Annotated in this window: 24 protein-coding genes; 9 read left to right on the top strand and 15 right to left on the bottom strand. The window is 42.8% G+C overall.

From position 1 onward, the window contains the following. Positions 1–27 precede the first annotated feature (27 nt). The 5 genes from miaB to HMPREF1863_RS07190 are packed head-to-tail and all read left to right on the top strand — an operon-like array spanning position 28 to position 7886. Complete coding sequence (gene miaB, locus HMPREF1863_RS07170) at positions 28–1404, top strand: tRNA (N6-isopentenyl adenosine(37)-C2)-methylthiotransferase MiaB (RefSeq protein WP_232300139.1); 1377 nt, start codon at positions 28–30, stop codon at positions 1402–1404. Continuing rightward, on the top strand, positions 1391–3946 hold the full coding sequence (mutS, locus tag HMPREF1863_RS07175) for a DNA mismatch repair protein MutS (protein ID WP_068369229.1): 2556 nt from the start codon (positions 1391–1393) through the stop codon (positions 3944–3946). Before miaB ends, mutS begins: the two co-directional genes overlap by 14 nt. Beyond that, the gene (mutL, locus tag HMPREF1863_RS07180; RefSeq protein ID WP_068369230.1) at positions 3939–5765 is read left to right on the top strand and encodes a DNA mismatch repair endonuclease MutL; all 1827 of its coding nucleotides are present in this window, start codon (positions 3939–3941) and stop codon (positions 5763–5765) included. Before mutS ends, mutL begins: the two co-directional genes overlap by 8 nt. Next, positions 5762–6667: a tRNA (adenosine(37)-N6)-dimethylallyltransferase MiaA gene (gene miaA, locus HMPREF1863_RS07185; RefSeq protein WP_068369233.1), complete on the top strand. Its 906-nt coding sequence runs from the start codon at positions 5762–5764 to the stop codon at positions 6665–6667. The genes mutL and miaA overlap by 4 nt, the downstream gene beginning before the upstream one ends. Beyond that, positions 6657–7886: a methionine gamma-lyase family protein gene (locus tag HMPREF1863_RS07190; RefSeq protein ID WP_068369237.1), complete on the top strand. Its 1230-nt coding sequence runs from the start codon at positions 6657–6659 to the stop codon at positions 7884–7886. Before miaA ends, HMPREF1863_RS07190 begins: the two co-directional genes overlap by 11 nt. 74 nt (positions 7887–7960) lie before the next feature. Here the strand turns inward: HMPREF1863_RS07190 and lexA are convergent, their stop codons facing one another. Beyond that, positions 7961–8584 carry a transcriptional repressor LexA gene (lexA, locus tag HMPREF1863_RS07195; RefSeq protein WP_068369240.1) on the bottom strand — a complete coding sequence of 208 codons (624 nt, stop codon included), beginning with the start codon at positions 8582–8584 and terminating at the stop codon, positions 7961–7963. A gap of 154 nt (positions 8585–8738) precedes the next feature. On the opposite strand from lexA, the gene HMPREF1863_RS07200 reads away from it, so the two are divergent. From HMPREF1863_RS07200 to HMPREF1863_RS07215, 4 genes are all read left to right on the top strand, one after another. After that, the gene (locus HMPREF1863_RS07200) at positions 8739–9068 is read left to right on the top strand and encodes a LysM peptidoglycan-binding domain-containing protein (RefSeq protein WP_068369243.1); all 330 of its coding nucleotides are present in this window, start codon (positions 8739–8741) and stop codon (positions 9066–9068) included. Between the two features lie 161 nt (positions 9069–9229). Then, positions 9230–9445 (top strand): helix-turn-helix transcriptional regulator, encoded by a 216-nt coding sequence (locus HMPREF1863_RS07205; RefSeq protein WP_068369899.1) that lies wholly within the window; start codon positions 9230–9232, stop codon positions 9443–9445. After that, complete coding sequence (locus tag HMPREF1863_RS07210) at positions 9432–9866, top strand: hypothetical protein (protein WP_068369246.1); 435 nt, start codon at positions 9432–9434, stop codon at positions 9864–9866. The genes HMPREF1863_RS07205 and HMPREF1863_RS07210 overlap by 14 nt, the downstream gene beginning before the upstream one ends. Positions 9867–9884: 18 nt before the next feature. Then, a complete protein-coding gene (locus tag HMPREF1863_RS07215) occupies positions 9885–10163 on the top strand; it encodes a DUF1648 domain-containing protein (protein ID WP_068369249.1) in 279 nt (92 codons plus the stop codon). A 528-nt stretch (positions 10164–10691) separates the two neighbouring features. On the opposite strand, the gene HMPREF1863_RS07220 is transcribed toward HMPREF1863_RS07215, so the two are convergent. The 14 genes from HMPREF1863_RS07220 to rpsO form a co-directional block, all read right to left on the bottom strand. Continuing rightward, positions 10692–11687, bottom strand: coding sequence for a tyrosine recombinase XerC (locus HMPREF1863_RS07220; RefSeq protein WP_068369251.1), 996 nt, complete (start codon positions 11685–11687; stop codon positions 10692–10694). A 57-nt stretch (positions 11688–11744) separates the two neighbouring features. Continuing rightward, positions 11745–13286: a ribonuclease Y gene (rny, locus tag HMPREF1863_RS07225; protein ID WP_068369253.1), complete on the bottom strand. Its 1542-nt coding sequence runs from the start codon at positions 13284–13286 to the stop codon at positions 11745–11747. 89 nt (positions 13287–13375) lie between these two features. Beyond that, positions 13376–14044 carry a hypothetical protein gene (locus HMPREF1863_RS07230; protein WP_068369256.1) on the bottom strand — a complete coding sequence of 223 codons (669 nt, stop codon included), beginning with the start codon at positions 14042–14044 and terminating at the stop codon, positions 13376–13378. Beyond that, positions 14041–14280, bottom strand: a complete 240-nt coding sequence (locus HMPREF1863_RS07235; protein ID WP_068369259.1) for a hypothetical protein — start codon at positions 14278–14280, stop codon at positions 14041–14043. Before HMPREF1863_RS07235 ends, HMPREF1863_RS07230 begins: the two co-directional genes overlap by 4 nt. Beyond that, complete coding sequence (locus tag HMPREF1863_RS07240) at positions 14281–15720, bottom strand: AAA family ATPase (RefSeq protein WP_068369262.1); 1440 nt, start codon at positions 15718–15720, stop codon at positions 14281–14283. Further along, on the bottom strand, positions 15717–16697 hold the full coding sequence (locus HMPREF1863_RS07245; RefSeq protein ID WP_068369265.1) for a metallophosphoesterase family protein: 981 nt from the start codon (positions 16695–16697) through the stop codon (positions 15717–15719). Before HMPREF1863_RS07245 ends, HMPREF1863_RS07240 begins: the two co-directional genes overlap by 4 nt. A 3-nt stretch (positions 16698–16700) precedes the next feature. Then, positions 16701–17738, bottom strand: coding sequence for a recombinase RecA (recA, locus tag HMPREF1863_RS07250; protein ID WP_068369268.1), 1038 nt, complete (start codon positions 17736–17738; stop codon positions 16701–16703). Further along, positions 17725–18981, bottom strand: coding sequence for a competence/damage-inducible protein A (locus tag HMPREF1863_RS07255; RefSeq protein WP_068369273.1), 1257 nt, complete (start codon positions 18979–18981; stop codon positions 17725–17727). The genes recA and HMPREF1863_RS07255 overlap by 14 nt, the downstream gene beginning before the upstream one ends. Positions 18982–18989: 8 nt before the next feature. Next, entirely contained in the window at positions 18990–19523 is a 534-nt protein-coding gene (gene pgsA, locus HMPREF1863_RS07260) for a CDP-diacylglycerol--glycerol-3-phosphate 3-phosphatidyltransferase (protein WP_068369278.1), read from the bottom strand. Next, positions 19507–20832 (bottom strand): 30S ribosomal protein S12 methylthiotransferase RimO, encoded by a 1326-nt coding sequence (gene rimO, locus HMPREF1863_RS07265; RefSeq protein ID WP_068369281.1) that lies wholly within the window; start codon positions 20830–20832, stop codon positions 19507–19509. The genes pgsA and rimO overlap by 17 nt, the downstream gene beginning before the upstream one ends. After that, positions 20829–23066: an FtsK/SpoIIIE family DNA translocase gene (locus HMPREF1863_RS07270; RefSeq protein ID WP_068369284.1), complete on the bottom strand. Its 2238-nt coding sequence runs from the start codon at positions 23064–23066 to the stop codon at positions 20829–20831. Before HMPREF1863_RS07270 ends, rimO begins: the two co-directional genes overlap by 4 nt. A 66-nt stretch (positions 23067–23132) precedes the next feature. Beyond that, positions 23133–23576: a dUTP diphosphatase gene (gene dut / locus HMPREF1863_RS07275; protein WP_068369287.1), complete on the bottom strand. Its 444-nt coding sequence runs from the start codon at positions 23574–23576 to the stop codon at positions 23133–23135. A gap of 40 nt (positions 23577–23616) precedes the next feature. Next, entirely contained in the window at positions 23617–25734 is a 2118-nt protein-coding gene (pnp, locus tag HMPREF1863_RS07280) for a polyribonucleotide nucleotidyltransferase (RefSeq protein ID WP_068369292.1), read from the bottom strand. 53 nt (positions 25735–25787) lie between these two features. Then, positions 25788–26054, bottom strand: a complete 267-nt coding sequence (gene rpsO, locus HMPREF1863_RS07285) for a 30S ribosomal protein S15 (protein ID WP_083508568.1) — start codon at positions 26052–26054, stop codon at positions 25788–25790. Position 26055 lies beyond the last annotated feature (1 nt).

Below are 26055 nucleotides of genomic sequence, written 5' to 3' on the forward strand. Positions count from 1 at the left end.
AAAGTTAGATTATTTAAAGGAGCGACTATGCAAGATTTAAATACAGAATTTATTCAACGTGTTCGAGAAACACATGGCGGCGAACGTTATGTTATAACAACCCACGGATGCCAAATGAACGAACACGATTCGGAAAAAATAAAAACTCTATTAGATACCATGGGCTTAATCGAAACCGATGATGAAGAGCAGGCGGATTTTTCGATTATTAATACCTGTTCTGTGCGTCACAGCGCGGAAGATAAGGTTATCGGCCATATCGGACGTTTAAAGCACGTTAAAAAAACGAATAAGAAGTTAAAAGTAGCAGTTTGCGGTTGCATGATGCAGAGAAAGGAATCGAGAGATTATGTTCTCGAAACCTTCCCTCATGTTAATATCGTCTTCGGCACTAATAATATTTACAGACTACCTCAGTTGATTTTAGAAAATGACGATCGGAATACACGGATCGTGGATATTGAGGAAAGCTATTCGAATTTAGACAATCGAATTTTCTCCGAAGTAAAGGGGAATTCGGCCTATGTGAATATTATTTATGGATGTAATAATTTTTGTACCTATTGTATCGTGCCTTACACGCGGGGAAGGGAAATTTCCCGATCTCCTGAGGACATTATCGAAGAAATTCAAGCGTTGGTTGCCGACGGCGTCAACGAAGTGACTCTACTTGGTCAAAATGTAAATTCTTATGGTAACACTTTGGAGGAAAAGACGTCTTTTGCCGACTTATTACGTAGAGTCCATGAGATTGAAGGTATCGAGCGTATTCAATTTACCACATCCCATCCTAAGGATATGAGCGACGATTTAATTTCGTGTTACGGCGAATTGCCTAAGCTTGCCAATTTCCTTCACCTTCCCGTACAAGCGGGGTCGAATCGCGTGCTGAAGGCTATGAATCGCCATTACACGCGAGAAGATTATTTTCTTTTAATCGACAAATTACGGGCTGTCCGTCCGGACATTGCTTTATCTACCGATATTATGGTGGGCTTTCCCGGAGAGACGGAAGAAGATTTTGAAGATACTCTAGACCTTGTGCGGCGCGTTCGTTACGATAGTGCCTTTACCTTCATTTATTCGAGAAGAGAAGGTACACGGGCCGATCGCATGGAAAATCAGGTGCCGAAAGAAGTTAAGGACGCTCGCTTCCAACGATTACTAGACGAAATCTACCGTATTCAGAGGGAAAAATACGAGGCCTTAATCGGTACGGAGCAGGATGTTCTCTTCGATTCCAGGAGCAAAAATGACGAGACCATGATGAGTGGCCGAACAAACGGCTTTAAGCTCGTTCACGTACCCTATGAAGAAGATTCCATCGGCAAAATTCGTAAGGTTAAGATTGTGGGAGGAAACACTTTCTCGCTCAGAGGAGAAATCGTCCATGGAAATAAGTGATTTTGAAAAATTGACGCCGGCCATGCGCCATTATGTCGAGACAAAAAATAAAAATCCCGAAGCCTATTTATTCTATCGAATGGGCGATTTTTACGAGCTCTTTTTTGACGATGCCGTCGAGGTATCGTCTCTTCTGGATCTTACACTTACGAAAAAAAGCGGAGGATTGGAAGATAAGATTCCCATGTGCGGCGTTCCCTTTCGCGTAGCCAATCAATATGTAAAGCGTCTCGTAAAGAAGGGCTATTCCGTCAGCATTTGCGATCAGGTCGAAGATCCGAAAGAGGCTAAGGGATTAGTCAAGCGCGAGATCATTAAGGTCGTGACGCCGGGAACTTTTGTCGACGAAGAAAATCCGGACGATACGCGGAGAATTACTTCAGTTGCCATGCAGGGTAAATTGATGATGCTTGCCCATTGTGATTACGCTTCGGGCCGTATCAATCTGGAACAAAAAATCATTTGGGATTATCGAGATGCCTTGAGTTTTCTCGACAAACAACTGGAGTTTTATCGTCCTGCCGAAGTCATATTTAGCGACTTGGCCTACGAGCGGGAGCTTTCGGCATCATCGAAACAAGCCGGCGTAGTCAGTCTGCATGGGGTAGAGGATTGCAATGAGGAACTCTATCAACGCTATCCGGAGTTGTTTGACTCTCAATACCATCCGGCACTCAACTTGCTCGTGTATTATTTGGAGATGACGCAGATTCGTCGGCAAGATCACCTTTACATTCAAAGTATGAATGACGGCGACGGGCATATGGACTTATCGGATACGACCATTCGCAATTTAGAACTCGTCGAAAATACCCACGACAGCACAAAAAAAGATTCTCTTTATGCTATTTTAGATCGCTGTACTACCCGAATGGGAAGCCGTAAAATGCGGGAAAAAATTCTTCGTCCCATGATGTCGGCAGATTCGCTAAATGAGCAATACGATCGAATCGAATCCCTCCAATCGAACCGCATCTTATTCGACGATATTCTCGAAAAGCTCGCCTCGATTTACGACATTGATCGCTTGGCACTTTCCATCGCCAATCAAAATTTATCGCCGAAACAAATGGTTCGACTTCAAAAAAGTCTGGCGGCTTTTACGGAAATCCTCGACTTTCTCACTAGTGAAGGGGAAATGGTTCTTTACCGTCTTTTTGAGCAGGTAGATCCTTGTTCGGATCTTGCAAAGGAACTGGAATCTGTGTTTATCGACGATCCGCCTGCAAGTTATCAGGAGCAGCGTTTCATCCGTGAGGGCTACGATTCGGAACTCGACGAGCTGTTCGACAGTTCGGAGGGCGGCGCTCAATGGATTTTAGATCTGGAGGAACGGGAACGAGAAGGTACGGGTATTAAGAACCTAAAAATTAAATATAATAAAATTCTCGGTTATTTCTTCGATGTATCGAAATCGAATCTATCACTGGTACCCGATCGATTTATTCGAAAACAGACGCTGGTAGGTTCGGAACGTTTTTTTACAGATGAGTTGAAGGAACAGGAAGAAAGGATTCTCCACGCCAAAGAAAGGGCTTTGGAGCGTCAATTAGCGCTTTTAGATTCCCTTCGCTGTCGCATTGCTACAGAGCTCGAAAATATTCAAAATATATCCGAAGCTGTTGCCGAACTGGATGTCATATGTTCATTCGCTCTCATTGCCGACCGCTACGGCTACGTACGTCCTACGCTTAATCAAGAGGGGAGTATTTCCATTGAAAATGGTCGACATCCCGTCGTGGAGCGCACCATTGAAGAAGAGTATATCCCGAATGATACGCGTCTCGATCCTAATGGCTATTTCCTACAAGTGATTACCGGGCCGAATATGGCGGGAAAATCTACCTATATGCGTCAGGTGGCGCTGATTCAAATTATGGCGCAGATCGGCTCATTCGTTCCCTGCGATCGAGCAAATTTACCTATAGTGGATCAGATTTTTACGCGTATCGGCGCATCGGATTTTCTAACTCGCGGTAAATCCACTTTTATGGTGGAAATGACGGAAGTAGCGGAAATATTACGCCTCGCGACACCCCGTTCCCTAATTCTTTTCGACGAAGTTGGTAGAGGAACGAGTACCTACGACGGGCTCTCCATCGCCTGGTCTATTATTGAGTATATTTACGATGACGTTCGCGCCAAAACCCTATTTGCGACACATTATTTCGAACTGACCGAGCTTGCGAATCAATATGAGGGAATTTTAAACGTCACCGTAGCAACTGAAGAGGTAGATGAAGAAATTCTCTTTTTGCGCAAAATCGTATTGGGCGAAAGCAATTACTCCTTCGGAATCGATGTCGCCAAGCTTGCCGGCGTGAAGCCTACCGTTATTGAACGGGCGCGTCGTGTTTTAGTTGATTTGGAAAGGCAAAATAATGTGGAAACAGCTTCTATTCACGTAAAAGATGATGCTGTCGAAACTATGGTAGATGATGAACTGAGGGAAAAAATCAGATCCATCGACCTCGATCACACGACGCCGCTAGAGGCCCTTATGCTTTTACAGTCTTTAAAAGAGGAGGTGGACCATGCGTGAGATTATTTCATTAAGTGATCAAACCATTTCTCAGATCGCGGCCGGTGAGATTGTCGAAAATCCGGCATCGATTATTAAAGAGTTGGTCGAAAATGCCATCGATGCAAAGGCCACTTCTATCAGTATACGACTGTCTGAAAATTTACTCGACGAAATACGCATCTCCGATAATGGCGAAGGCATTCCGAAGGATCAAATTAAAAAAGCTTTTAATCGTCATGCGACGTCGAAACTTCGTACTATTTCCGATCTTTCCATTATTACAAGTCTCGGCTTTCGCGGCGAGGCTTTAGCGAGTATTGCCAATATAAGCAATATGGAATGTATTACCAAAACCGATGACGAGCCTTTTGGGTATTCCGTTTCGATTACAGAAGGAAAAGTATCCGATGTAACGCCCGTAGGTTCCGCCACGGGAACGACCATGATCGTCAGAGATGTATTTTATAATACGCCGGTGCGTAAACAATTTTTGAAAAGTTCCGGCAAAGAAATTCGCCAAATTATAAAAATGGTGGAACTTATTGCGCTGAGTCGAAAGGATATTTCATTCCATCTTTTATGGGATCGTAAGACGTTATTGCAGTCTCACGCCTCGGGGGATAATCTTAATCACATTTATTCTATTTTAGGTAAAGAGATCGCCAAAAATCTCGTGCCCATTGAATTCGAAACAGAGTCATACCGCATCGAAGGTTATGTAGGAAATAATTTATTACATCGATCTACCCCTGAACGCGAATATATTTTTGTTAACGGTCGAGGCGTAAAGAGCGACGACATTTCCAATGCCGTGAGAAAAGTGTATCGCTCTCTGATTCCTCTGCATCACTATCCGGTATTTATACTTTATTTAACAATTGATCCCGTTTTAATAGACGTGAACATTCATCCTCAAAAGCAGATGGTGCGTTTATCGAACCACAATCAAATTGCCGTCCTACTGGAAAGGTTAGTGGCGCGTGCTTTGGAACCGAACAGAGAAATTCCGGTCGTGGAAGAGTTCACCGAACCCTCATCTAAAATAGAAGAGGTTCAAAAACCTGAGAAGACGATCTTTCAACTTCATCGCGAAAAAGAGGATGCGCTAAAAGGGATGGAATACAAGAAGCAAGTACATGTTCCCGAAAGGGTTTATGAACCGAAAGCATCTTATGGTGCCAATCACGAAGAGCCGGAAGAAGAAAGCGAAGAGGTTTGTGTGCAAGAGGCCAAACCGAAAGTACCTCCTCTCGACGTGGAGCTTTACGAGTTCCTAGCGGTCATTTTTCGCACGTACATTCTCTTTGAAAATAAACGAGATCATCGCGTGTTGCTAGTAGATCAACACGCAGCCCACGAGCGCATACTTTATGAAAAGTATAGCCGCGCCATTGATCGAGGAGCTGTATCTACCCAGTTGCTCCTCGATCCCATTCAGATTCATCTGACGCCTGAAGAGATGCAGCTCATTGAAACTTACGGAGAGGCTTACAGCTTATTGGGTTTTGCGCCGGAACCATTCGGTGAAAATACCGTGCTTATTCGTGAAGTGCCGCAACATATTTTAATTCCCGATATCCGTCAGTTTTTCCTTGATTCTCTTCACAGTCTAGATAAAGGCGTCGATGTGAAGGAACAACACATTTACAAGATCATGCGATTGGCTTGTCGTAGCGCTATTAAAGCAGGGGATAGACTATCGGAAGAAGAGGCCTATGCTCTTTTAGATGAATTAAATCGAGCGGAAACGCCCTTCACCTGTCCTCACGGAAGACCAACGATGATTCACTTGGAAAAGCGAACATTCGAGAAGTTGTTTTTGAGGGAGGGTCTATGAGACGCTTTATCTTAATTACGGGGCCGACAGGTTCGGGAAAATCCAACCTCTCCGTTCAACTGGCTAAGACAATGGAGACGGAGATTATTTCCGCTGATTCCGTGCAAGTTTACAAGGGATTCGACATCGGATCCGGAAAAATTACGGAGGAGGAAAAGGAGGGCATTACGCACCATCTAATCGATATAAGAGAAGGTGACGAACCCTATTCCGCTGCCGATTTTTACCAAGAGGCTACGCCCATTATCGATCGATTAAACGGAGAAGGCAAAATTCCCATTATTTGCGGCGGTACGGCCCTCTATATTCACGGCCTTATTTACGACATTCAGTTTGGTCATAAGCCTTCTTTAAACTATCGCAATGAACTAAACGCTATTTATGAAGAAAAAGGTCTCGAGTATCTCGTAAAAATCCTAGAAGAGAAAAATCCGAAACTCGCCGAAAACACCGACTTGTTAAATCCTCGTCGCGTAATGCGGGCGTTGGAAAAATTAGAAAGCGGACATTACGACGGAGAAAATCTTCGCAAAAAAAGAGAGAATATACGATGGGATTATTTTATCCTCAATTGGGATAGGGATACCCTTTACGACCGCATTAATCGAAGAGTTCTTCACATGGTAGAAGACGGTCTCTTTGACGAAGTGGAGAACCTCTATAAGCATTACGGCGATGTAAAACCCCTTCAGGCCATCGGCTACAAGGAAGTGGTGAACTATCTAAAAGGGGAGTGGGATAGAGACACCGCTATCGAAAAGATTCAGCAACACAGCCGTAATTTTGCAAAACGTCAGCTTACATGGTTCCGTAAAGAAGACGGCATTCTACTGGATATGGAAGCTATGGGCACAGACGAGGCGATCGAGACTATATTGGAAAGAGTGAACTATGAAGATTAATGAAAATGAATTACAGACCATAGAGAAGAGTCTGGAAAGAGAATTTTTGGAATTGGATCACATCGCCTACGAGAATCAGGAAAAAGTGCTAAATGCATTGCAAAAAGTTAGGTTGGCATCGACGGATTTTAATTGGGCCACCGGTTACGGCTATGGCGATGTAGGGCGAGAGAAGGTGGAAGCCGTCTACGCCGATATTTTTCGCACGGAAGACGCCTTGGTTCGACCGAACATGGTATCGGGTACCCATGCCATCTCCTTAGTGCTTCGCGCCCTCACATCCCACGGGTCTACTATTTTATCCGTCACCGGCGCGCCATATGATACGCTCCACAAGGTATTAGGTGTTGCGGGAAATGCGCCGGGGAACTTAAAGGAGCGAGGGGTTGCATATAAGGAACTGCCCCTACAAGACGGTATGATCGACTTTGATGGCATTCGCGATGCCATTACTGACGACGTCGATCTCGTCATTATGCAACGTTCTACAGGTTACTCCGATCGCCGCGCCTTCACCGTATCCGAAATCGAGCGTGCCGCAAAAGAAATTCGCAAAAAATACAATGGCATTATCTTTTTGGATAATTGCTACGGCGAGTTTACGGAACTTATTGAACCGAGCCAAGTCGGCGTCGACGTCATGGCGGGATCGCTCATTAAAAATCCGGGCGGCGGCTTAAGCCTTTCCGGCGGATATGTCGTCGGCAGCAAAGCAATCGTCGAACGCGTAGCATCTGAGCTAACAGCTCCCGGCATCGGAAAAGAATGCGGATTAAGTTTCGGTCAAACGCGCAACACATTAATGGGGCTATTCTTAGCGCCACACCGCGTCAATCAATGCATAAAAGGGGCGCTGCTCTTTGCAAAGACATTCGAATATTTAGGATTCGATTGCATTCCTTCTTCGAAAGATCCGAGGAGCGATATCGTCCAGTCCATAGCGCTAAAAACAGACGAAAACCTCGTCGCTTTTTGCCGCGCCATTCAAAGTGCATCTCCCGTAGATTCACATGTAACCCCGTATCCTTGGGATATGCCGGGATATGAAGATCAAGTGATCATGGCGGCAGGCGGCTTTATAGAAGGCTCTTCCATTGAACTTTCCGCGGATGGCCCCATGCGGGAACCTTATCGCGTCTATTTCCAAGGCGGGTTGACCTTCGATCATATTAAAATCACCCTTCGAAAAGTTTTAAAAGCCATGAACTTAATGGATTGACATGACCCTCGGGAAGCCGAGGGTTTTTTAGTGCAACAAAAAAGTGCTTATAGAGGCCTATAAGCACTTTAAGTTTAAAACATGCGATAGAGCCCGATAACTTTTCCGAGGATTTGCAAATCCTCTACATAAATCGGTTCCATGGAAGAATTTTCAGGTTGTAGACGATAGCGGTGATTTTCCGTATCTTTGTAAAATGTTTTAATCGTCGCCTCTTCGTCGATAAGGGCCAAAACAATTTCGCCTTCCCGAGCCGTAGAGCATTGCTCGATAAGGACTTGGTCGCCGTCTAAAATTCCGGCTTCGATCATGCTTTCGCCTTGGACGGTTAAAAAGAAGAGATTTCGATCCCTGACGACGTCATTTGCCAAGGGAATCGTATCCGAAATATTTTCAGCGGCGAGAATAGGCATACCGGCGGCGACACGGCCTAAAATCGGAACGTCTACCGTTTTCTTTTTAGAGTAGAGAAAGTCGTCATCTTGCTGTACGATTTCAATGGCGCGATTAATAGTAGCACCTCGACGAATATAATTTTTATATTCAAGCTTTTCCAAATGGGAATGAACCGTTGAAGTGCTTTTAATATTGCAGCCCTCACATATATTGCGAATAGAAGGGGGGTAGCCATTCGTTTCGATGTAACGTTTTATAAATAAAAGAATAGTTGATTCGCGATCGGTCAAATCTTCATACATAGAATAAAGCTCCTTTTCTAAGTTAATGACAGTATACCAAAAACGAACATATATTTCAAACATATATTCTAAAAACCCTTGACTTCAAACGAATGTTCGATTACAATAAGAACAAATGATCGAACAAGCGTTCTGAACATGATCGGAGGGTTTTATGAATAAAGTAGTATTAAATAATAAAAAGCGTCTCGTTTCAAAATCGGCCTATCGACGTCGCCGTTTACGTTTAATCCCCATTATAGGCATTATGCTTTTCATAATGATGGGCATGAACTTTGCACCGACTGCAAAGACAACATATGTTGTTCGCGAGGAGTACCACGTCAAAAGCGGCGATACGCTATGGAATATAGCGTCGTCATTTGCCAATGAAAAAGATGATCTGCGCATGATCGTCGATTCAATAGTAGAAGAAAATCAACTAAAAAATTCAGCCGACATTCATCCCGGCGATGTATTGCAAATTGTGACACGATCGCGATAACAGCTCGAAGATTCCTTTTAACTTTTAGGCACTTACATATGTAAGTGCTTTTTATATTGCCATGATCCAGGCCATAAAATGTAAAGTAAACTTGACATGACGAAGCACATCGATTATTCTATATGTAAAGTTAACTTGTCATTTAGAGGGGGTGGTTGTATTTGAAAAATAGATTAGAAGAGATCAGAAAAGAGAGAAAAATAACACAGGAGGAATTGGCCAATGTTCTTGAAGTGTCCAGGCAAACTATTGGATCGTTGGAAAATGGTAAATATAATCCTTCAATTCTACTGGCTTTTAAAATCTCAAAATATTTTAATACGACCATAGAAGATATTTTCATATATGAGGAGGAGAGTGACGATGAACAAAAATAAGAGTGTTTTTATCGAGGGGCTATTGGCACTTTTAGGCGCAGGACTTGTTATCATAGGGTTTCTGATTTTCAAAAATATCAACACAAATAATATCGGCATTTTTCCATATATAATGATTGCCTTAGGTTGCGGAATCTTTGGTCATTATACAGAAAAAATGATCAAATATTTCTCCTTAAAAAATCGTGAAGATCTTAGAAGGCAAATTAAAATTGATGAAAATGACGAGCGAAATATTTTAATTGCTGAAAAATCAAAAGCAAAGGCTTACGATCTTATGATCTATTTATTTGCGGCAGTGCTCCTGATATTTTCATTGATGAGAGTCGATAAATTGCAAATTATAATCATAGTCGCTTTATATCTATCGATACAACTATATGGTGTGTACTGGCGAAATAAACTTGAAAGGGAAATGTAGAATCGGAGGAGAAGTGAAATGAATAAAAAGTTTGTACTTGGGATCATCATAGTTCTAGCGCTCGCACTTGGGATATATGGATATATGGTATTGCCAGAGACCGTAGTAGTACAAATAGATTTACATGGCAATCCATCGAATACCTATCCCAAAAATTCAGAGATCGCCTTCCAATTATTACTATCTATTGGTGGCGCTATAGGATGGTATCTATCCGATAATAAAGGAAGAAAATACTTGGTACTTGCTATGGTCGGATTATTAGTATCGGTGTTAACGCTGATTTATAATGTCTGATAAATATAAGAGCACATTTAGTTTGTGCGGAAAGCTTTCTCCTAATGAGAGAAGGCTTTTTTTGATTCTAGAAATAGTACATTAGCGTATCCTTAGTTTTCCTTAAAAGAAGAGAGAGGAATACAACGTCAAAATACTTATTAGGCAGAAAAAATTTAGTCACAAAATAACAATTTTGTGACTAAATAAGGTTAGCTTTTATGGAAAGTGGGTTTCGAAAGTTCAATTCGATTGATCAGTCTTGAACAGTGTATTGATTTCATTCTAATATCGTTATAAAACTCTATTCTTACTGATTATTCTTTCGTTCAGTGACTATACTAAGTCCCGCAATAAATCATTATTTTGGAATCAATATAGATCGAACCATGGTTAAGTTTAGTTTAATGGATATTCTTATCGTTACATTAAGAGTATTCCACTAATAATGTTCAACTCTAATCACTTTGTGAATCCGTATTCGCCATTAGAATCAATTTAAGACCTCTACAATCAACGAGTAAAAAGAACAATCGTTCAAACATATGTTTACCTCTTTTCTTCGTCATGGATCATCTTTTTAACGTCATCCATATTGGAAAGGGGGTTTTGGCTCATGGTGTATCGAATGTCTTCTAAATTGACGTGGGTATAAATTTGGGTCGTCGATACGGATTCGTGGCCCAGGATTTCCTGAAGTGATTTAAGATCTTCATTGCCATATTGATACATTAAGGTGGCGGCTGTGTGGCGCAATTTATGCACTGTGTATTTACGGGTATCGAATCCGGCGGCTTTCAGGTGCTTTTCGAGCATATGTTGAATGGAACGATTGCTCATTCGATTTTTACGCATACTTAGGAATAAGGCATCCTGATCTACCTCTAATTCATTTCGCTTTCTTAAATAGCCTCTGAGAGCCTCTTGTACGCTATTGTTTAAATAAACGAGTCTTTCTTTAGAACCTTTCCCCATAATGCGCAGAGTATTGTCTTTATTTAAATCGGCAATGTTTAAGTTTGCGAGCTCACTTAATCGCAAGCCGCAGTTTAAAAATAAAGTGGTAATCGCATAATCTCGCAAGCGGTAGATTTCCTTTTGCTTGGAATTTTCAACGGTGTTTAAGAGATGAACAGCCTCTTCCAGTGTCAAATAGACGGGCAGTGACCGTTCAATCTTGGGCATATCGATGTTTTCCGTCGGATTTTTTTCCAATAGCTCAATTTTATAGGTAAGATAATCGAAAAAGGAGCGAACAGAGGAAATTTTTCTAAATTTCGTACGGCCGCTATTGCCCCGTGTTGAATCCAAGTACGAAATATAGGCGTAGATATCGGATTTCTGAATAGTTTCTAACAGCTCAATATCGACGTCGTCGATCGATACTTCGTCTAAATTTTCAACCTTCAAATGTTCTTTTCGTATGCGCATATAGCGGAGAAACTGGCGAATATCATAGTAATATTCTTTTACCGTGCTTTCTGATCGGCCTCGCGCCGCCTTTAAATAATTTAAATAGTCGTCGACTATACCGGATTGGATCATCGATCGATTCCTTTCTCAATGTTTTTCGTAATAAAAAACCTGCCTTGCGGCAGGTTATTATTTTGCGTACTCGATGGCGCGCGTTTCGCGGATAACATTGACTTTGATTTGACCGGGGAAATCCAATTGTGATTCGATTTCCTGCGCGATCTTTCGAGCCGTCGTTACCATATGCGCCTCATCCACTTCGCCGGGTTTTACAATAATACGTAATTCTCTACCGGCCTGTACGGCGTAGGATTTTTCAATGCCCTCAAAGTTTTCGGCAATGGCTTCTAATTGCTCTAAGCGCTTAATGTAGGTTTCGATTGTTTCTCTACGAGCGCCCGGACGCGCCGCACTGATGGCGTCGGCAGCCTGTACGAGTATAGCCTCTAAATTGGCAAACTCTACGTCGCCGTGGTGAGCTTCGATGCCGTTAATAACAGCTTCAGGCTCTTTGTACCGTCGCGCCAACTCGACACCGAGTTCTACGTGAGGGCCTTCTACTTCATGATCTATGGATTTTCCTAAATCGTGAAGTAAACCGGCACGTCTTGCTAATTTTGAATCGACTCCCACTTCTTCAGCCAGATAACCGGCGATTTTCGATACTTCGATGGAATGTCTCAAGCAGTTTTGTCCGAAACTTGTACGGAATTTCAAACGGCCTAAGTATTTCACAAGTTCAGGATGTAAACCGTGAACACCGGCTTCAAATGCAGCTTCTTCGCCGCTTTCCTTAATAATATCGTCGACTTCTTGTCGCGCTTTTTCAACGGTATCTTCGATACGCGTTGGGTGAATACGACCGTCTAAAACGAGCTTTTCAAGGGCCAGTCGCGCAATTTCCCGTCGGATGGGATTAAAGGAAGAAACGACCACTGCTTCCGGCGTGTCGTCGATGATTAAATCGACGCCGGTTAAAGATTCGATAGCACGAATATTGCGTCCTTCTCGACCGATAATGCGCCCCTTCATTTCTTCATTGGGAAGGGACACGACAGAAACCGTAGCCTCCGCTACCTGATCGGCGGCAAGACGTTGAATAGAATGCACGATGATATCTTGAGCAATCTTTTTACTATCGTCTTTGATTTGGCGTTCAAATTCGCGAATTTTAATAGCCGATTCCTGAGTGAGTTCGCTGTCCAGCTGATTTAAAAGAATCTGCTTAGCTTCATCCTTTGATAATCCCGAAATTCGTTGAATCTCTTCCGATTTCTTTTCGATGAGCGCATCGACTGAATCTTCTTTTTCTTGAATACGTTCTTGTTGTTCAAGAATCTGAGCTTCCTTCTTTTCGAGGGTTGCACTTTTGGATTGAAGAAGATCTTCTTTCGAAATCAAGCGGTCTTCAAAACGCTGAAGTTCCGACTTTCGAGCATCATTTTCCTGTTGTACCGTGTCTCTTAGCTTATGAATTTCTTCTTTCGCTTGGAATAAAATATCCCGTTTATTGTTTTCTGCATCTCGTTCCGCATCAATGATGATATTCTTGGCTAATTCTTCTGCATGCTTCAGTTTACCTTCTGCTATGTTACGACGAATAAAATAACCAATTGCTACTCCGAGGATTCCAATAAACAATGCCACAATGATTAAAATGTATGCTGGCAAATGGAACACCTCCTATTCAATTTTCAAGTTTCAAATGGTAAAAAACCACGTATTCATTATAACATAGAATCTTATTACCGTGTAAAGCATTAACCAATGCTGTCACTTTCATCATTTATGATGGCTCTAACAGAGCTTTTACCGTTACGAATGTCTACGCGAAAACCTTTGTCACAAATATTCGTAAGATAATCGTCGTGGGTCACCATAATAATTTGACGATTAAATAAGCGGGAACATTCTTTTAAAAATTCGCCCATATTAAAAATATAATCATTGCTAATGTGTTTGCCCGGTTCATCTAAAAAGAGAGGGCCTTCGATTTTAGGACGATGATTTTCTAAAAAAGCGATGCGAAGGGCTAGAGAGACGATGTCTACCACCCCTCCCCCTCTACTCTGTTCGGGTTTTGTTTTGACACTGTAATCGCCATAGTCCGATTCCACGTAGAATTCGGCAATGGGAAGGTCGCGCTTTTCCAAAAGATCGACGGTGAACTTTGAACTGTTTTGCATTATATAGGCGATGGACTGGGTTACAATATCTTCAATTTGGCGTTTGGCTTGTGTCCTCGAATAATCTGCCGCCTTTTGAAGAAGAATAACCACGCCGTTTAAAAGTTTTTCTTTTGTTTCGATCGCTTTTAAAGAGGCCTCCTGTTTTCTTAGATTGTCGCGAATGAGATCGCGACGTGCCTCTTCCTGATCCACAGTTTTAGAAAATGTTTGAAGACGATCTTCAAATTCTTGAATAATCATGAACGTTCCTCGGGAAGCAGACGTTCCGCTTCACTTAATAAATCTTGAATTTCCTTTTCGATTTTTTGAATTTCCGCTTCGAGAGAATCCGGGTCTAAACCCAATGCCTTGATCTTTTCATTGAGTTCCTTTTCTTCTTTTTCAAGCTCTTCCATACGCCATTCCGCACGTTTACGAGTGTCTTTTGCTCGTTCATAGCGGCGATTTAATTCATTAATTTGTTGTTCAAGATTCATTTAGTCCTCCAAACTTTTCTTAATGGCTGTGAGATGCTCTTCGTCGATGGGCTGCCTGCAGAGCGGACAAGTGCCTGCTCGGGAGAGCGCAGACATATATTCATCCAACGCATTTTGTGTTTGTGTTTGCGCCTCAGTAAGTACCTTTTTACAATTATCCTGTTCTATCGAAAGCTCTTTCCAAGAAGCTAAAACAACGTTAAAGATTTTAATATTCTCTTTTTCTTTCTCGGATTGAACTAAAATTTCGCCAACTCTGTCAATTGATTTAAATTGATTCATAAATTCACGACCCCGTCGAAGGCGATCTTGAAGTTCTCGATAGTTGCGAAGTATTTCTTGGCGCTCTTTAAATATTGCAAAGTTAGCGAGGAGTTCCTCCCCACGATATTCATCAATAGAGGATAGACGATTTAAAGTATTTTTCGTAGTATTTAAATCGTCACGCAAACGCTGATAAGCATGGTGTAAGGGTTGAATCGTCGTTAAACGCTCGTTGTTTAGGTATAGAGAACGGAACAGTTCATCGAGTGTTGCGCCGTCGCCCAATTGTCCGATAAGATTCTTAGTATCCGCATGTTCTCGACGATTTTGGATGTAGCTATCCATTAGCAAACGATCTTGAGTGTAACGCCGCGCCTTAGATTCCAACAAAAGCAGTTGTTCTTTTATGGCGTCGAGATGATCGTATTCCCTCAACACTGAAACGACCTTACCTCGTTCGTCTTTTATGTTTTGAAACCGCTGCATATGTCTCTTGGCTTCCTCTAAACGGTTTTGCATAGTCTTTAATTTATGCAAATAGGCGTTCAGCTTCTCGCGGCGATTTAATTTTTCGTCGAGGCTGTGAAACACTTCGAGGGATTTTTCTGTTTGCTCTATCTCCGATTCTATAAGGTCTTTTTGAGTCGATAATTGTTTTTTATCGCGAAGGGTATTGCGCATGGCTTCGTCTAAAACGTCCACTCCGACCATGCGTCCGATGGCCTGTGCTTTGTAAGCATCGGTTTCCTGGAGTAAAAAAGGTCCTTCCAACTGATCGGAAAAATTCAGGGGAAGAGATTTTTTATCGTCGAGCATCACTTTATAGATGCCGGTGACCTCGCGAATTTCCTGAGGAACGTAAGTACCGAATCCCTCGAAGATAACTTCCTCTTCATCCGGTTCTCTCAAAATATATTGATTTTTAGATTTGCTTCTCAGCCGAACAATTTCCACGCGATCTTGGAAGCGAATGGTAACCGATACTTCGCTCTCCCCTTCCCGAACGAAATCCACACCGGAAGGTTCGTTGAACAGATTCCAGCGTAAAGCGCGCATAATGGCGGTTTTACCGCTGTCGGAAGGGCCGACGATAACATTGACGCCGCGGGATAAATCGAGCTCGGTATAGTCGTGGGATTGAAAATTTTTTAGGATAATTTTTTCAATATACTTCACAGATTACTCCTTCGCTCCTCTACATCCGCAATGCGCTTTAACGCTTCTTCCTTTATATTTTTATCCAGCTTTTCGTTTTCGGCGATATCGACGATGACGTCCAGAAAATTGATGCGATCATAGGTTCCCGTACTTTCAATGGATTCTTTAAATTCAGCGAGTTCCCTACGTTTGAATTTGTGCATTTCGATTTCCGTACGATCCAAAACCTCGTCGCCGGGTTTGGCTGATTTCAGTTCATACTCTTCAATGGTACATTGATCTTTGATAACGTCGATTAAAAGAATTTTCGGGCGACGTTTAAGTTCTGTAAGAGAATTTGAAATGCGTACCATCGCCCCGGGATTTGCGAATATTTTTCCTTCAACTTCAGTAATAGGAATGCCGTCGTGTAAATGTCCACATAATGTTAAATCCGCTTTAGTATCGACGATATCGGAAATAGTGGTATGGGAAAACATGGCTTTGGTGCTGTCGGTCATTAAAAATCCGTGGACCAAATGAATGGCAAAATCCGCCTTTGGATCCTTCTCCTTGACGAGATAGAGTTCGCGATTTTCCTCCCGATCGAGGCCATAAATATATGGTGAACCGCTTAGTTGAACTGTCGTTTCTCCATCTTCTAGCAATATGCTTTCGTCATTAATAATATGAATAATTCCGAGTGTATTTAATAATCCCATCATGGTCCGTGGCAAGGTGATGGGATTATGGCCGTAAATATCATGATTGCCGCTAATAGCATAAAAGGGCATTGTAAATTTTTGAAGGACGGGGATAACGTCATTCATAACCGATATGGAAACATCGGGACGATCAAAGAGATCGCCCCCGTGTAGAATATAGTCGGCATTCCAAGAAAGGGAAACTTCTTGAATTTCCCGAAGCTTATCCATTACCGTCTCAAAAAAATTGTCCGTCCGTGATTTCGGATTCGTGCCGCGAATATGGCTATCGGTGAAGTAGATAAATCTCAAGGATTATTCCTCCTCAGACGGTCGATTACTTGCCTCCATAGTATCTTGATCATTTTCCATATGATAATGTTGGCGAACTTTATGATCAATTTCCTCTAAAAGATCGTGATTTTCTAGTAAGAAACTTTTAGCATTTTCGCGGCCTTGGCCAAGTTTCTCATCGCCATAGCTAAACCAGGATCCCGCTTTTTCGACGATGCCCGCTTCGACGGCGGCGTCCAAAGTACTTCCTACTTTTGAAATACCGGTGCCGTACATAATATCAAATTCTGCCTTTTTAAATGGCGGTGCCACTTTGTTTTTTACGACCTTCACGCGAACGCGGTTTCCGATAATATCGTCGCCTTTTTTGATGCTGTCGATGCGACGAATATCCATACGTACTGAGGTAAAGAATTTAAGAGCTCGCCCACCGGTCGTAGTTTCCGGATTACCGAACATGACGCCGATTTTTTCGCGAAGTTGGTTAATAAAGATAACCGACGCCTTTGACTTGCTAATGGCGCCTGTCAGCTTTCTTAAACCTTGGCTCATCAAACGCGCTTGGAGGCCCATATGACTGTCGCCCATCTCCCCTTCTATTTCGGCTTTGGGAACGAGGGCGGCTACCGAGTCGACGACGATTAAATCGACTGCGTTGCTGCGAACCAAACTTTCTGTAATTTCAAGAGCCTGTTCTCCGGTATCCGGTTGTGAAATAATGAGGTTTTCTGTATCGACGCCTAAATTCTTGCTGTAGGTCGGATCTAAAGCATGTTCTGCGTCGATGAATGCAGCCGTTCCTCCGAGTTTTTGCGCTTCAGCAATCATATGAAGAGCCAGCGTCGTTTTACCGGAAGATTCAGGACCGTAAATTTCTAAAATGCGACCGCGTGGAATACCGCCGATACCTAATGCCACGTCTAAGCTTAAAGATCCTGTGGGAATGGATTCCACATGTAAATTTGCATTTTCACCGAGGCGCATAATGGCGCCTTTGCCATATTCTTTTTCAATTTTAGCGATGGCGTCGTCTAACGCTCTTCTTTTACTTTCGTCCATGATGCACTCCTAACTCGTGTAATAAAATGGAAGCTAAAATAAATTTAGAACTTCTATACTGGATAGCCTTACGATCTCCCTTAAAAAGTCGTTTGCCGCCGAGAATTTCTTCTCCTTCTTTTCGAATAGAATAAAAAACTGTGCCTACTTCGTGGTTCGTAGAGGGCTTGGGTCCTGCCTCCCCTGTTGTGGCAACGGTGTAAGTGGAGTTCGTCTTATGATACAGCCCTTCACTCATTTCCCTAGCCACTTCTTCCGACACTACGCTATAGGTTTCAATGGTTTCCGGGTTCACCTTTAAAAGCTTTTCTTTCGTTTCGTTACTGTAGGTAATAAAGCTTTCTTTTAAAATGTCGCTGGCACCGGCAACCCCTGTAATCATCGTCGCGAGCGTGCCACCGGTTACTGATTCGGCAAAGCTGATGGTCATCTTCTTTTCGCGCAAAAGATCGACGAGAGTTTCGAAAGAATCCCTTTCGCCATTGCCGTAAAGGTTATCTTTAAAAAGCTCTTTAACGCGATCCACAGCCATAGCGTGCTCCTTACCGATTTTTGGAACATCCTCAGGATTTTCCGCATGGGCGATTAATTTAATTTCAACTTCTCCGGTTTTAGCAAAAGTATTGATCTCTACATTTTCCGTTTCGATCTTTTCCTTTCTTAAAATGGATTCGCAAAGAGATTCGCCGATATTAACGAGGAGAAGACTCGTAACAAAGTTTTCGCCTGCTACTTTTTCTAAGTAATTTTCGACGATATCGTCTGCCATGGGTTCGAATTCTCTCGGCGGACCGGGCATAAGGAAAAATTGCTTTCCTTCGTAATTCAGAAGACACCCCGGTGCCGTTCCCTTGGGATTATCGATAATAATGGCGCCTTTTGGAAATTCTGCCTGACGCTTATTATTTTCCGTAATCTTCTTCGAAAAACTCATGGAGACATTTACGATATGATTCCACGTCTCCTCGTCAAAAACGAGTTCCAACCCAAGAGCATGCGCCAAAGCTTGTTTAGTCATATCATCTTGAGTAGGCCCTAAACCGCCGCAGAGAAAGATAACGTCACTTCTTTTCATAGCAAGTTCAATGGCGTCTCGTATATCGTCGTAATTGTCCCGTACGGATTCGTGATAGCGTACCTCGTAGCCGAAATCCGTAAGCTTTCGAGAGAGGTATGGGCCATTTGTATTAGTAATGGAACCGATGAGGATCTCCGTTCCGATGGTGATGATTTCTGAAATCATAAAAACTCCTACATATTTTCCAAGTCGAGGACGGTTTTATTCTTAATGAAATAGTCGATACCGCTAAGTACCGTTAAAATGACGGCAATATAGAAGATAAATACGCCGATTCCCTGAGGAATGGGTGGAGAAAATAATAAAGCGATTAACGAAGCCAACTGTGTAATGGTCTTCAGTTTACCGAAGGGACTGGCGGCAATAGTAATATCTTCTGAAGCCGCAATAATACGGAATCCCGTAATAGCCAATTCTCTTGCTACGATCACGATGACTCCCCACGCGGGTATAATATTTTGCTCTACTAAAATAATGAACCCTGATATGGTGAGAACCTTATCTGCTAACGGGTCTAAAAATTTACCGAATGTCGTGACGAGATTATACTTTCTCGCCAAATGGCCGTCGAGGAAGTCGGTAAACGAGGCGATAGTAAAGACGATGGCGCCTAAAATGGTTGTCGCTTGCGTACCTATCAGCATCAGTACTACAAAAATCGGCACCAATGCGAGTCGCAAAACCGTAAGTTTATTTGCTATGTTCAATGTAAATGCCTCCTAAATCGTAGGCCGATGCCTCCGTTATTTCCACGTATACGAATTCTCCGGGTTCTAATACTTTTTCTGATTGAACCGTAACGATACCGTCGATATCCGGCGCATCTAAATAGGATCTGCCGATATAGCCGCCATCCCCTTCTTCCGTAATGAGAACTTCTAAAGTCCTTCCAATATGCTTTTCCATAAGATTTTCAGAGGATAGCATTTGGGCGGCCATAAAATTTTCCACGCGCTCACCTTTAATTTCATCGGCAATTTGGTCCTCCATATCAGCAGCCGGTGTGCCCTCTTCTTTTGAGTAAGCAAAGGCTCCGGCGCGATCAATCGGCGTATTCTCGATAAAGTCCATAACCTCTTGGAAGTCGTCGTCAGTTTCACCGGGAAAACCTAATAGAAATGTAGATCGAATGGCCATATGCGGAATTTGAAGTCGTAAACGCTCAATTAATTGTTCGATCGATTTTCGATCGGTTTTACGGTTCATTGCACGTAACACATTGTTCGACGCATGCTGAATGGGAATATCGATATAAGGTAATACCTTAGGATTATCGCGCATTTCATCGATTAACGCATCGTCGAAATGATCGGGATAAGCGTATAAAATGCGTACCCATTTTAATTCTTCGATGTCTCTTAACGCCTTTAACAGATCCACAAGGGCATAACGACCATAGAGATCGATACCATAATCTGTCGTATTTTGGGCAATGAGAATAACTTCGCGCGTTCCTCGCGCCACCAGATTTTGGATTTCATCGATTATTGCTTCCATAGGTCGGCTAATATTATTTCCCTTTAAATAAGGGATAATGCAGTAAGTGCAACGATTATTGCAGCCTTCTGAAATCTTTACATACTCCGTAATCGAGACCTCATCGCGCTTAAAGGATTCTATATAGTCCGTTTCGATGGAGTCGGTATAAACAGGCTTTTTATTCTCATAAGCCCCTTCGATAGCATCGTTAATCGATCGGATATGGCCGGGACCTATAATACCGTCGGCTTCCGGAATAGATTCGAGAAGCTCGTCGGGATAGCGTTGAGCTAAACAGCCGGCCAAAAGAAGGGTTTCGAGCTTACCTTCTGTCTTTAGACGGGCGAGATCTAAAATGGTATCGATAGATTCTTCCTTTGCCGCGTCGATAAAACCGCAGGTGTTGACGACGATTACTTCTGCATCCGTTACGGAATTTGTAAAGCGATATTTTTCCTCATCTAAAATTCCCCGCATTTGGTTTGAGTCGACGTCGTTTTTAGAACAACCTAATGTTACGATGGACACTTGCTTCATATATTCTCCTGATCTTCCTTCATGGCTTCTATCTGCTCTTTGGTCATAAGCAACTTCCTCGGTTTTGAACCTTCGTGGGGTCCAATAATCCCCATTTCTTCGATTTGATCTACTATTCTGGCAGCGCGCGCGTATCCGACTTTTAATTTACGTTGCAAAAATGAAATAGAGGCCTGCTCTTGGTTTAAGACGATATCGATGGCGTCGTAAAGAAGAGGATCTTCGTCGGAAATAGCTTTTGTTACCTTCTTTTCCAATGTATCCATTGCTTCTTCGTCGTATTCGATTTCGCTACCGTTCGATTTTACAAAGTTTAAGACCTGCTCAACTTCTTTGTCGGAAACGAAAGCGCCTTGAACGCGCTTCGGTTTGGAATAGCTCCCCGGATAAAACAGCATGTCACCTTTGCCGAGGAGTCGTTCCGCTCCGGACATATCTAAAATTGTTCTTGAATCGATAGATGATGATACGGAAAAGGCAATGCGCGACGGAATGTTTGCCTTGATCGTCCCCGTAATAACATCGACTGAGGGACGTTGTGTCGCTAAAATAAGATGAATTCCGGCAGCACGTGCCATTTGGGCAAGTCGCGTTATATAGTCTTCTACTTCTTTTGCAGCTACCATCATTAGATCGCTCAACTCGTCGACTACGATGACAATCTTCGGCATTTTTTCGCCGTCTTCCCCGCGAATTTTTTCGTTATAACCGGAAATATCGCGAACGCCGTTTTCAGCAAAGGCTTTGTAACGTTTTTCCATTTCTTCTACTGCCCATGCCAAGGCGAAGGCTGCTTTCTTTGCATCTGTTACGACGGGGATTAAAAGATGAGGAATGCCATTGTAAATCCCAAGTTCGACGACCTTCGGGTCGATTAAAATGAGACGTACTTCTTCCGGCGGTGCTTTATATAAAATACCCATTAATATGGAATTGATACATACGGATTTACCCGATCCCGTGGCTCCGGCGATCAAAAGGTGTGGCATTTTGTCGATAGATGAAATAATCGTTTCACCGCTTACATCTTTTCCGAGGGAAAGCGGAACGGCGGAATCCAATTGCTTAAATGCCTTACTTTCGATAATCTCCCGTAAGCCGACGCTTTCTTTTTTAGCATTGGGAACCTCAATACCAATCGCACTTTTCCCCGGTATAGGTGCTTCGATACGAATGTCGGAACTTGCCAATGATAAACTTAAATTATCGTGAAGCGAGACAATACGGCTGATTTTAACTCCGGGAGCAGGCTCCAGCTCATAAGATGTTATGGACGGTCCGCGATTAATGGCGGTAACATGGCAGTCTACATTAAAGTTATCCATTACTTCTTCAATAATAGCCGCATTTTTTCGAATATCTTCGTTGCTTCCCGCCCGCTTGCCTTCAATGGGATGGAGTAGCGATATAGGCGGATAGTCATATTCTTTTGTGACATTTTCCGTTTGAATGGTTTTCGAAAAAGATTCTTTTTCCGTTTCATTCAAAGGTTCCACACGCTTGGGCTTTTCTTCTCGCTCGGGAATATAATCGCGAATTTCTACAATAGGCTCTTTCTTATGATCGTCATTTTGGAAAGCGGTCACGCCTGAAACGACAGGTTCTTTTTTTACAGATTTTCGTGCTTCCGTTGGTTTAGACTTTTTGACAGCAGGTCGCTCTTTTCTAGATTCTTTAAGGGCCGCACGAGAGTCGTCAATTTTATTTTTCAAACCCATCCGGAAGCGCTCCCTTTGTTCCTTTGTCGGTATTCGATAAAGGATAAAAAGAGTAATAAGGGCAAGTAATAGACGGCTGCCGAGTACACCTAAAAATCCTACGAGCAGGCGCGCAAAATGATTTCCGAAAAGACCTCCGTCTACGGGAAGACGGTGAAAATTCTCCACACGCTCTCCCCAAGTTAGGGGAAGTTGAGCAGGATTATAGGAATAAAGCATGCCACTTAAAAATAGTACGATCGATAAAATGAAGCACTTAACTTTAATACTAAGTGGCCATTCCGTGATAATACAAATGCCGATAATAAAAAGCAGAGCGCAAAAAAGAGGCGCCACAGAGCCAAATAGAAAGTAAATCGAACTGCTCGTCCACTCTCCGAAAAGGCCCATTTGGTCGCTATATAAACTAATAAGAGATAAAACGGCTAAAATAACGAGGAAACCGCCGATTAAATAAGGACGCTGTTCGTCGCCGTTGTTTTTTTTATTTTTCTTGGCTTTTCTTTTTTTAGGCAAATTAATCTCCTTTAATCAAATATATGTTCGCCTCTATTATACCATAATTCCAAGATTCTGAAAGAATTAGCGCACGCCCGTATGACCGAATCCTCCCTCTCCCCGATCAGTTTTAGAAAGATCACTCTGTTCCTCTACTTCTTCCCATTGAGCGGTTTCGTAGCGCATAAAGACGATTTGAGCAATGCGATCGCCGTCTTCAATAGTGACACTTTCTTTTGAAAGATTGACCAAAAGGACATTTAACTCTCCGCGATAATCGCTGTCGATGGTGCCGATGCCGTTAACAGTCGTGATACCTTTTTTTAAGGAGAGTCCGCTTCTTGCGCGCACTTGACCCTCCACTCCTTCGGGAATTTCTAAGAATAAGCCTGTTGGTACCATGACGCGATCTAAAGGTTCGAGCGTCATCGGTTCTTTGAGATTTGCTTGAAGATCCATGCCGCAGGATCCTGCAGTTTTGTAGCTTGGAAGGGGATGATGGGACTGGTTAAAAACTTTTACTTTCATTATTCCTCCATATGAAAAAACCGCCGAAGCGGTTTTATTCTTATTCTCTATTGTCTTGTGGCTTATCTTCTTTATCTTTACGTTCGGGTTTTGGTAAAAGTGCTTTTCTCGAAAGACCAATTTTACCTCGTTCGAGATTGATTACTTTAACCTTCACTTTATCGCCGACGCTTAATACATCGCCTACTTGACTAATGCGTTTATGGTCGATATTCGAGATGTGAAGAAGCCCTTCTCTTTGCCATAAGATTTCTACGAAGGCGCCGAAGTCCACGATTTTTGTAACCGTACCTTCAAATACTTCCCCTACTTCGAGTTCGTGTACAATGTCTTCAATAATCTTTTTAGCAGCTAATGCCCCGTCATCGTTGGCAATAATAGAAATTCTTCCGTCGTCTTCAATTTCAATTTGAGCGCCGGTTTCTTCTGTAATTTTATGAATGACTTTCCCGCCGCTACCGATGACTTCACCGATCTTTTCGGGATCGATCATAAGGCCTGTAATGCGGGGAGCATAGGGTGAGAGATCTTCACGAGGTTCGGCAATGGTACCGTGAATATGGTCTAATAATTCGATACGCGCATCTTTCGCCTGAGCTAAAGCGCGTTTTAAAATATCTCTGGAGACGCCGTCAATTTTAATATCCATTTGAAGAGCCGTGATTCCGTCTCTCGTGCCGGCAACTTTAAAGTCCATGTCGCCGTAGTGGTCTTCCAAGCCTTGAATATCCGTTAAGATAACGGGCTTGTCTCCATTGTCGATAAGGCCCATGGCAATACCCGCTACCGGATCATGAATGGGAACGCCTGCATCCATAAGGGCTAAAGTGGAGCCGCAAATGCTCGCTTGAGAAGAGGAACCGTTGGATTCCAGGATCTCATTGACGACGCGAATATAATAGGGGAATTCTTCTTCTGTGGGTAGAACGGGTATGAGGGCACGTTCGGCGAGATTACCGTGTCCGATTTCCCGACGTCCCGGGCTTCTCGGAGGACGTGTCTCTCCTACGGAGTAAGAGGGGAAATTATAGTGATGTACGTAGCGTTTCGTATATTCCGGATCGAGGCCATCGATGATTTGTCCCTCCGTAAGTGCGGCTAATGTTACGGATGTGAGCGCTTGGGTTTGACCGCGTGTGAACAGGGCACTGCCGTGCGCTCGCGGTAATAAACCGACTTCAGAGGATAAGGGACGGATTTGCGTAAAGGATCTGCCGTCACTCCGAACGCCTTCGACGAGAATTTGTTTCTTGAAAATTTTTTGAGTAAAAGATTCGAAAATTTCATTTACCTGAACGTCTCGGTAATCTTCCTCTTCTTCAAGATTCGCTACAAGTTCATCTTTAATAAGGCCGAGGGCATGACCTTGCTCCGTTTTATCGGCTATACGCAATGCTTCTTCGATTTTGCCGTAAACCATTCCGCTAATTTTTTCTTCATACGCTTTATCGATTTCAAGGCGTTCATAATCCATTTTTTCTCGCCCGACTTCAGAAACGATGTCTTCAATAAAGGAGACGATCTTTTTAATTTCATCATGAGCATACATAATGGCGTTCAGGACGACATCTTCACTTAAAAGATTGACTTCAGCTTCTACCATCATAATAGCGCCTTTGGTTCCCGAAACTGCAAGGTTTAGATCCGAATCCTTTTGATCGTCTACGGATGGATTTAAAATAAACTTATCGTCTTTCATACCGATGCGCACGGAACCAGTCGGTCCTTGAAAGGGAATATCTGAAATCGACAAGGCGATGGAAGAACCGATCATAGCTAAGATATCCGTGGGATAATCGGGATCATAACTTAAGACGGTAGCCGTGACCTGTAAACTATGGTGAAAATCGTCCGGGAAAAGAGGACGAATGGGACGATCGATCAAGCGGCTCGTCAAAATGGCATTGGTACCCGGGCGGCCTTCACGTTTATTAAAACCGCCGGGAATTTTACCGGAGGCGTAGTATTTTTCCTCATAATCACAGCTAAGGGGAAGGAAGTCGGCTCCTTCCTTCGCTTTTGTGGAGGCGGTGGCCGTTACAAGCACCACGCTATCGCCTTGTTTAATCCAGCAAGCGCCATTGGCCTGTTTTGCAACTTTTCCGATTTCAACGGTTAAAGGTACACCGTTTAATAATGTAGTAAACGACTTTTCCATGTCACTCTCTTTCCTTATAAAGAAAGAGCGGTTGCCCGCTCTTCAGTAATTTCTTATCCTCTAATGCTAAGACGTTCGATTAACGTTCTGTAGCGTTCGACGTCTTTATTTTTCAAATAGCGAAGTAAGTTTCTTCTCTTACCTACCATTTTCAAAAGACCTCTACGAGAGTGGTGGTCTTTTTTATGTTCTTTCAAGTGTTCGTTTAACGTATTGATGGTGTGCGTTAAAATAGCAACTTGAACTTCCGGAGAACCTGTGTCTCCTTCTTCGCGTTGATATTCTTTAATGATGGCTTGCTTTTGTTCTTTAGATAACATA

The sequence above is a fragment of the Aedoeadaptatus coxii genome (assembly GCF_001553115.1).
Classification (GTDB): domain Bacteria; phylum Bacillota; class Clostridia; order Tissierellales; family Peptoniphilaceae; genus Aedoeadaptatus; species Aedoeadaptatus coxii.

Excerpts from the sequence above, each read along its gene's own strand:
- miaB (WP_232300139.1), top strand. The coding sequence starts at position 28 with ATGCAAGATTTAAATACAGAATTTATTCAACGTGTTCGAGAAACACAT.
- mutS (WP_068369229.1), top strand. The coding sequence starts at position 1,391 with ATGGAAATAAGTGATTTTGAAAAATTGACGCCGGCCATGCGCCATTAT.
- mutL (WP_068369230.1), top strand. The coding sequence starts at position 3,939 with ATGCGTGAGATTATTTCATTAAGTGATCAAACCATTTCTCAGATCGCG.
- miaA (WP_068369233.1), top strand. The coding sequence starts at position 5,762 with ATGAGACGCTTTATCTTAATTACGGGGCCGACAGGTTCGGGAAAATCC.
- HMPREF1863_RS07190 (WP_068369237.1), top strand. The coding sequence starts at position 6,657 with ATGAAGATTAATGAAAATGAATTACAGACCATAGAGAAGAGTCTGGAA.
- lexA (WP_068369240.1), bottom strand. The coding sequence starts at position 8,584 with ATGTATGAAGATTTGACCGATCGCGAATCAACTATTCTTTTATTTATA.
- HMPREF1863_RS07200 (WP_068369243.1), top strand. The coding sequence starts at position 8,739 with ATGAATAAAGTAGTATTAAATAATAAAAAGCGTCTCGTTTCAAAATCG.
- HMPREF1863_RS07210 (WP_068369246.1), top strand. The coding sequence starts at position 9,432 with ATGAACAAAAATAAGAGTGTTTTTATCGAGGGGCTATTGGCACTTTTA.
- HMPREF1863_RS07215 (WP_068369249.1), top strand. The coding sequence starts at position 9,885 with ATGAATAAAAAGTTTGTACTTGGGATCATCATAGTTCTAGCGCTCGCA.
- HMPREF1863_RS07220 (WP_068369251.1), bottom strand. The coding sequence starts at position 11,687 with ATGATCCAATCCGGTATAGTCGACGACTATTTAAATTATTTAAAGGCG.
- HMPREF1863_RS07230 (WP_068369256.1), bottom strand. The coding sequence starts at position 14,044 with ATGATTATTCAAGAATTTGAAGATCGTCTTCAAACATTTTCTAAAACT.
- HMPREF1863_RS07235 (WP_068369259.1), bottom strand. The coding sequence starts at position 14,280 with ATGAATCTTGAACAACAAATTAATGAATTAAATCGCCGCTATGAACGA.
- recA (WP_068369268.1), bottom strand. The coding sequence starts at position 17,738 with ATGGACGAAAGTAAAAGAAGAGCGTTAGACGACGCCATCGCTAAAATT.
- HMPREF1863_RS07255 (WP_068369273.1), bottom strand. The coding sequence starts at position 18,981 with ATGATTTCAGAAATCATCACCATCGGAACGGAGATCCTCATCGGTTCC.
- rimO (WP_068369281.1), bottom strand. The coding sequence starts at position 20,832 with ATGAAGCAAGTGTCCATCGTAACATTAGGTTGTTCTAAAAACGACGTC.
- dut (WP_068369287.1), bottom strand. The coding sequence starts at position 23,576 with ATGAAAGTAAAAGTTTTTAACCAGTCCCATCATCCCCTTCCAAGCTAC.
- pnp (WP_068369292.1), bottom strand. The coding sequence starts at position 25,734 with ATGGAAAAGTCGTTTACTACATTATTAAACGGTGTACCTTTAACCGTT.
- rpsO (WP_083508568.1), bottom strand. The coding sequence starts at position 26,054 with ATGTTATCTAAAGAACAAAAGCAAGCCATCATTAAAGAATATCAACGC.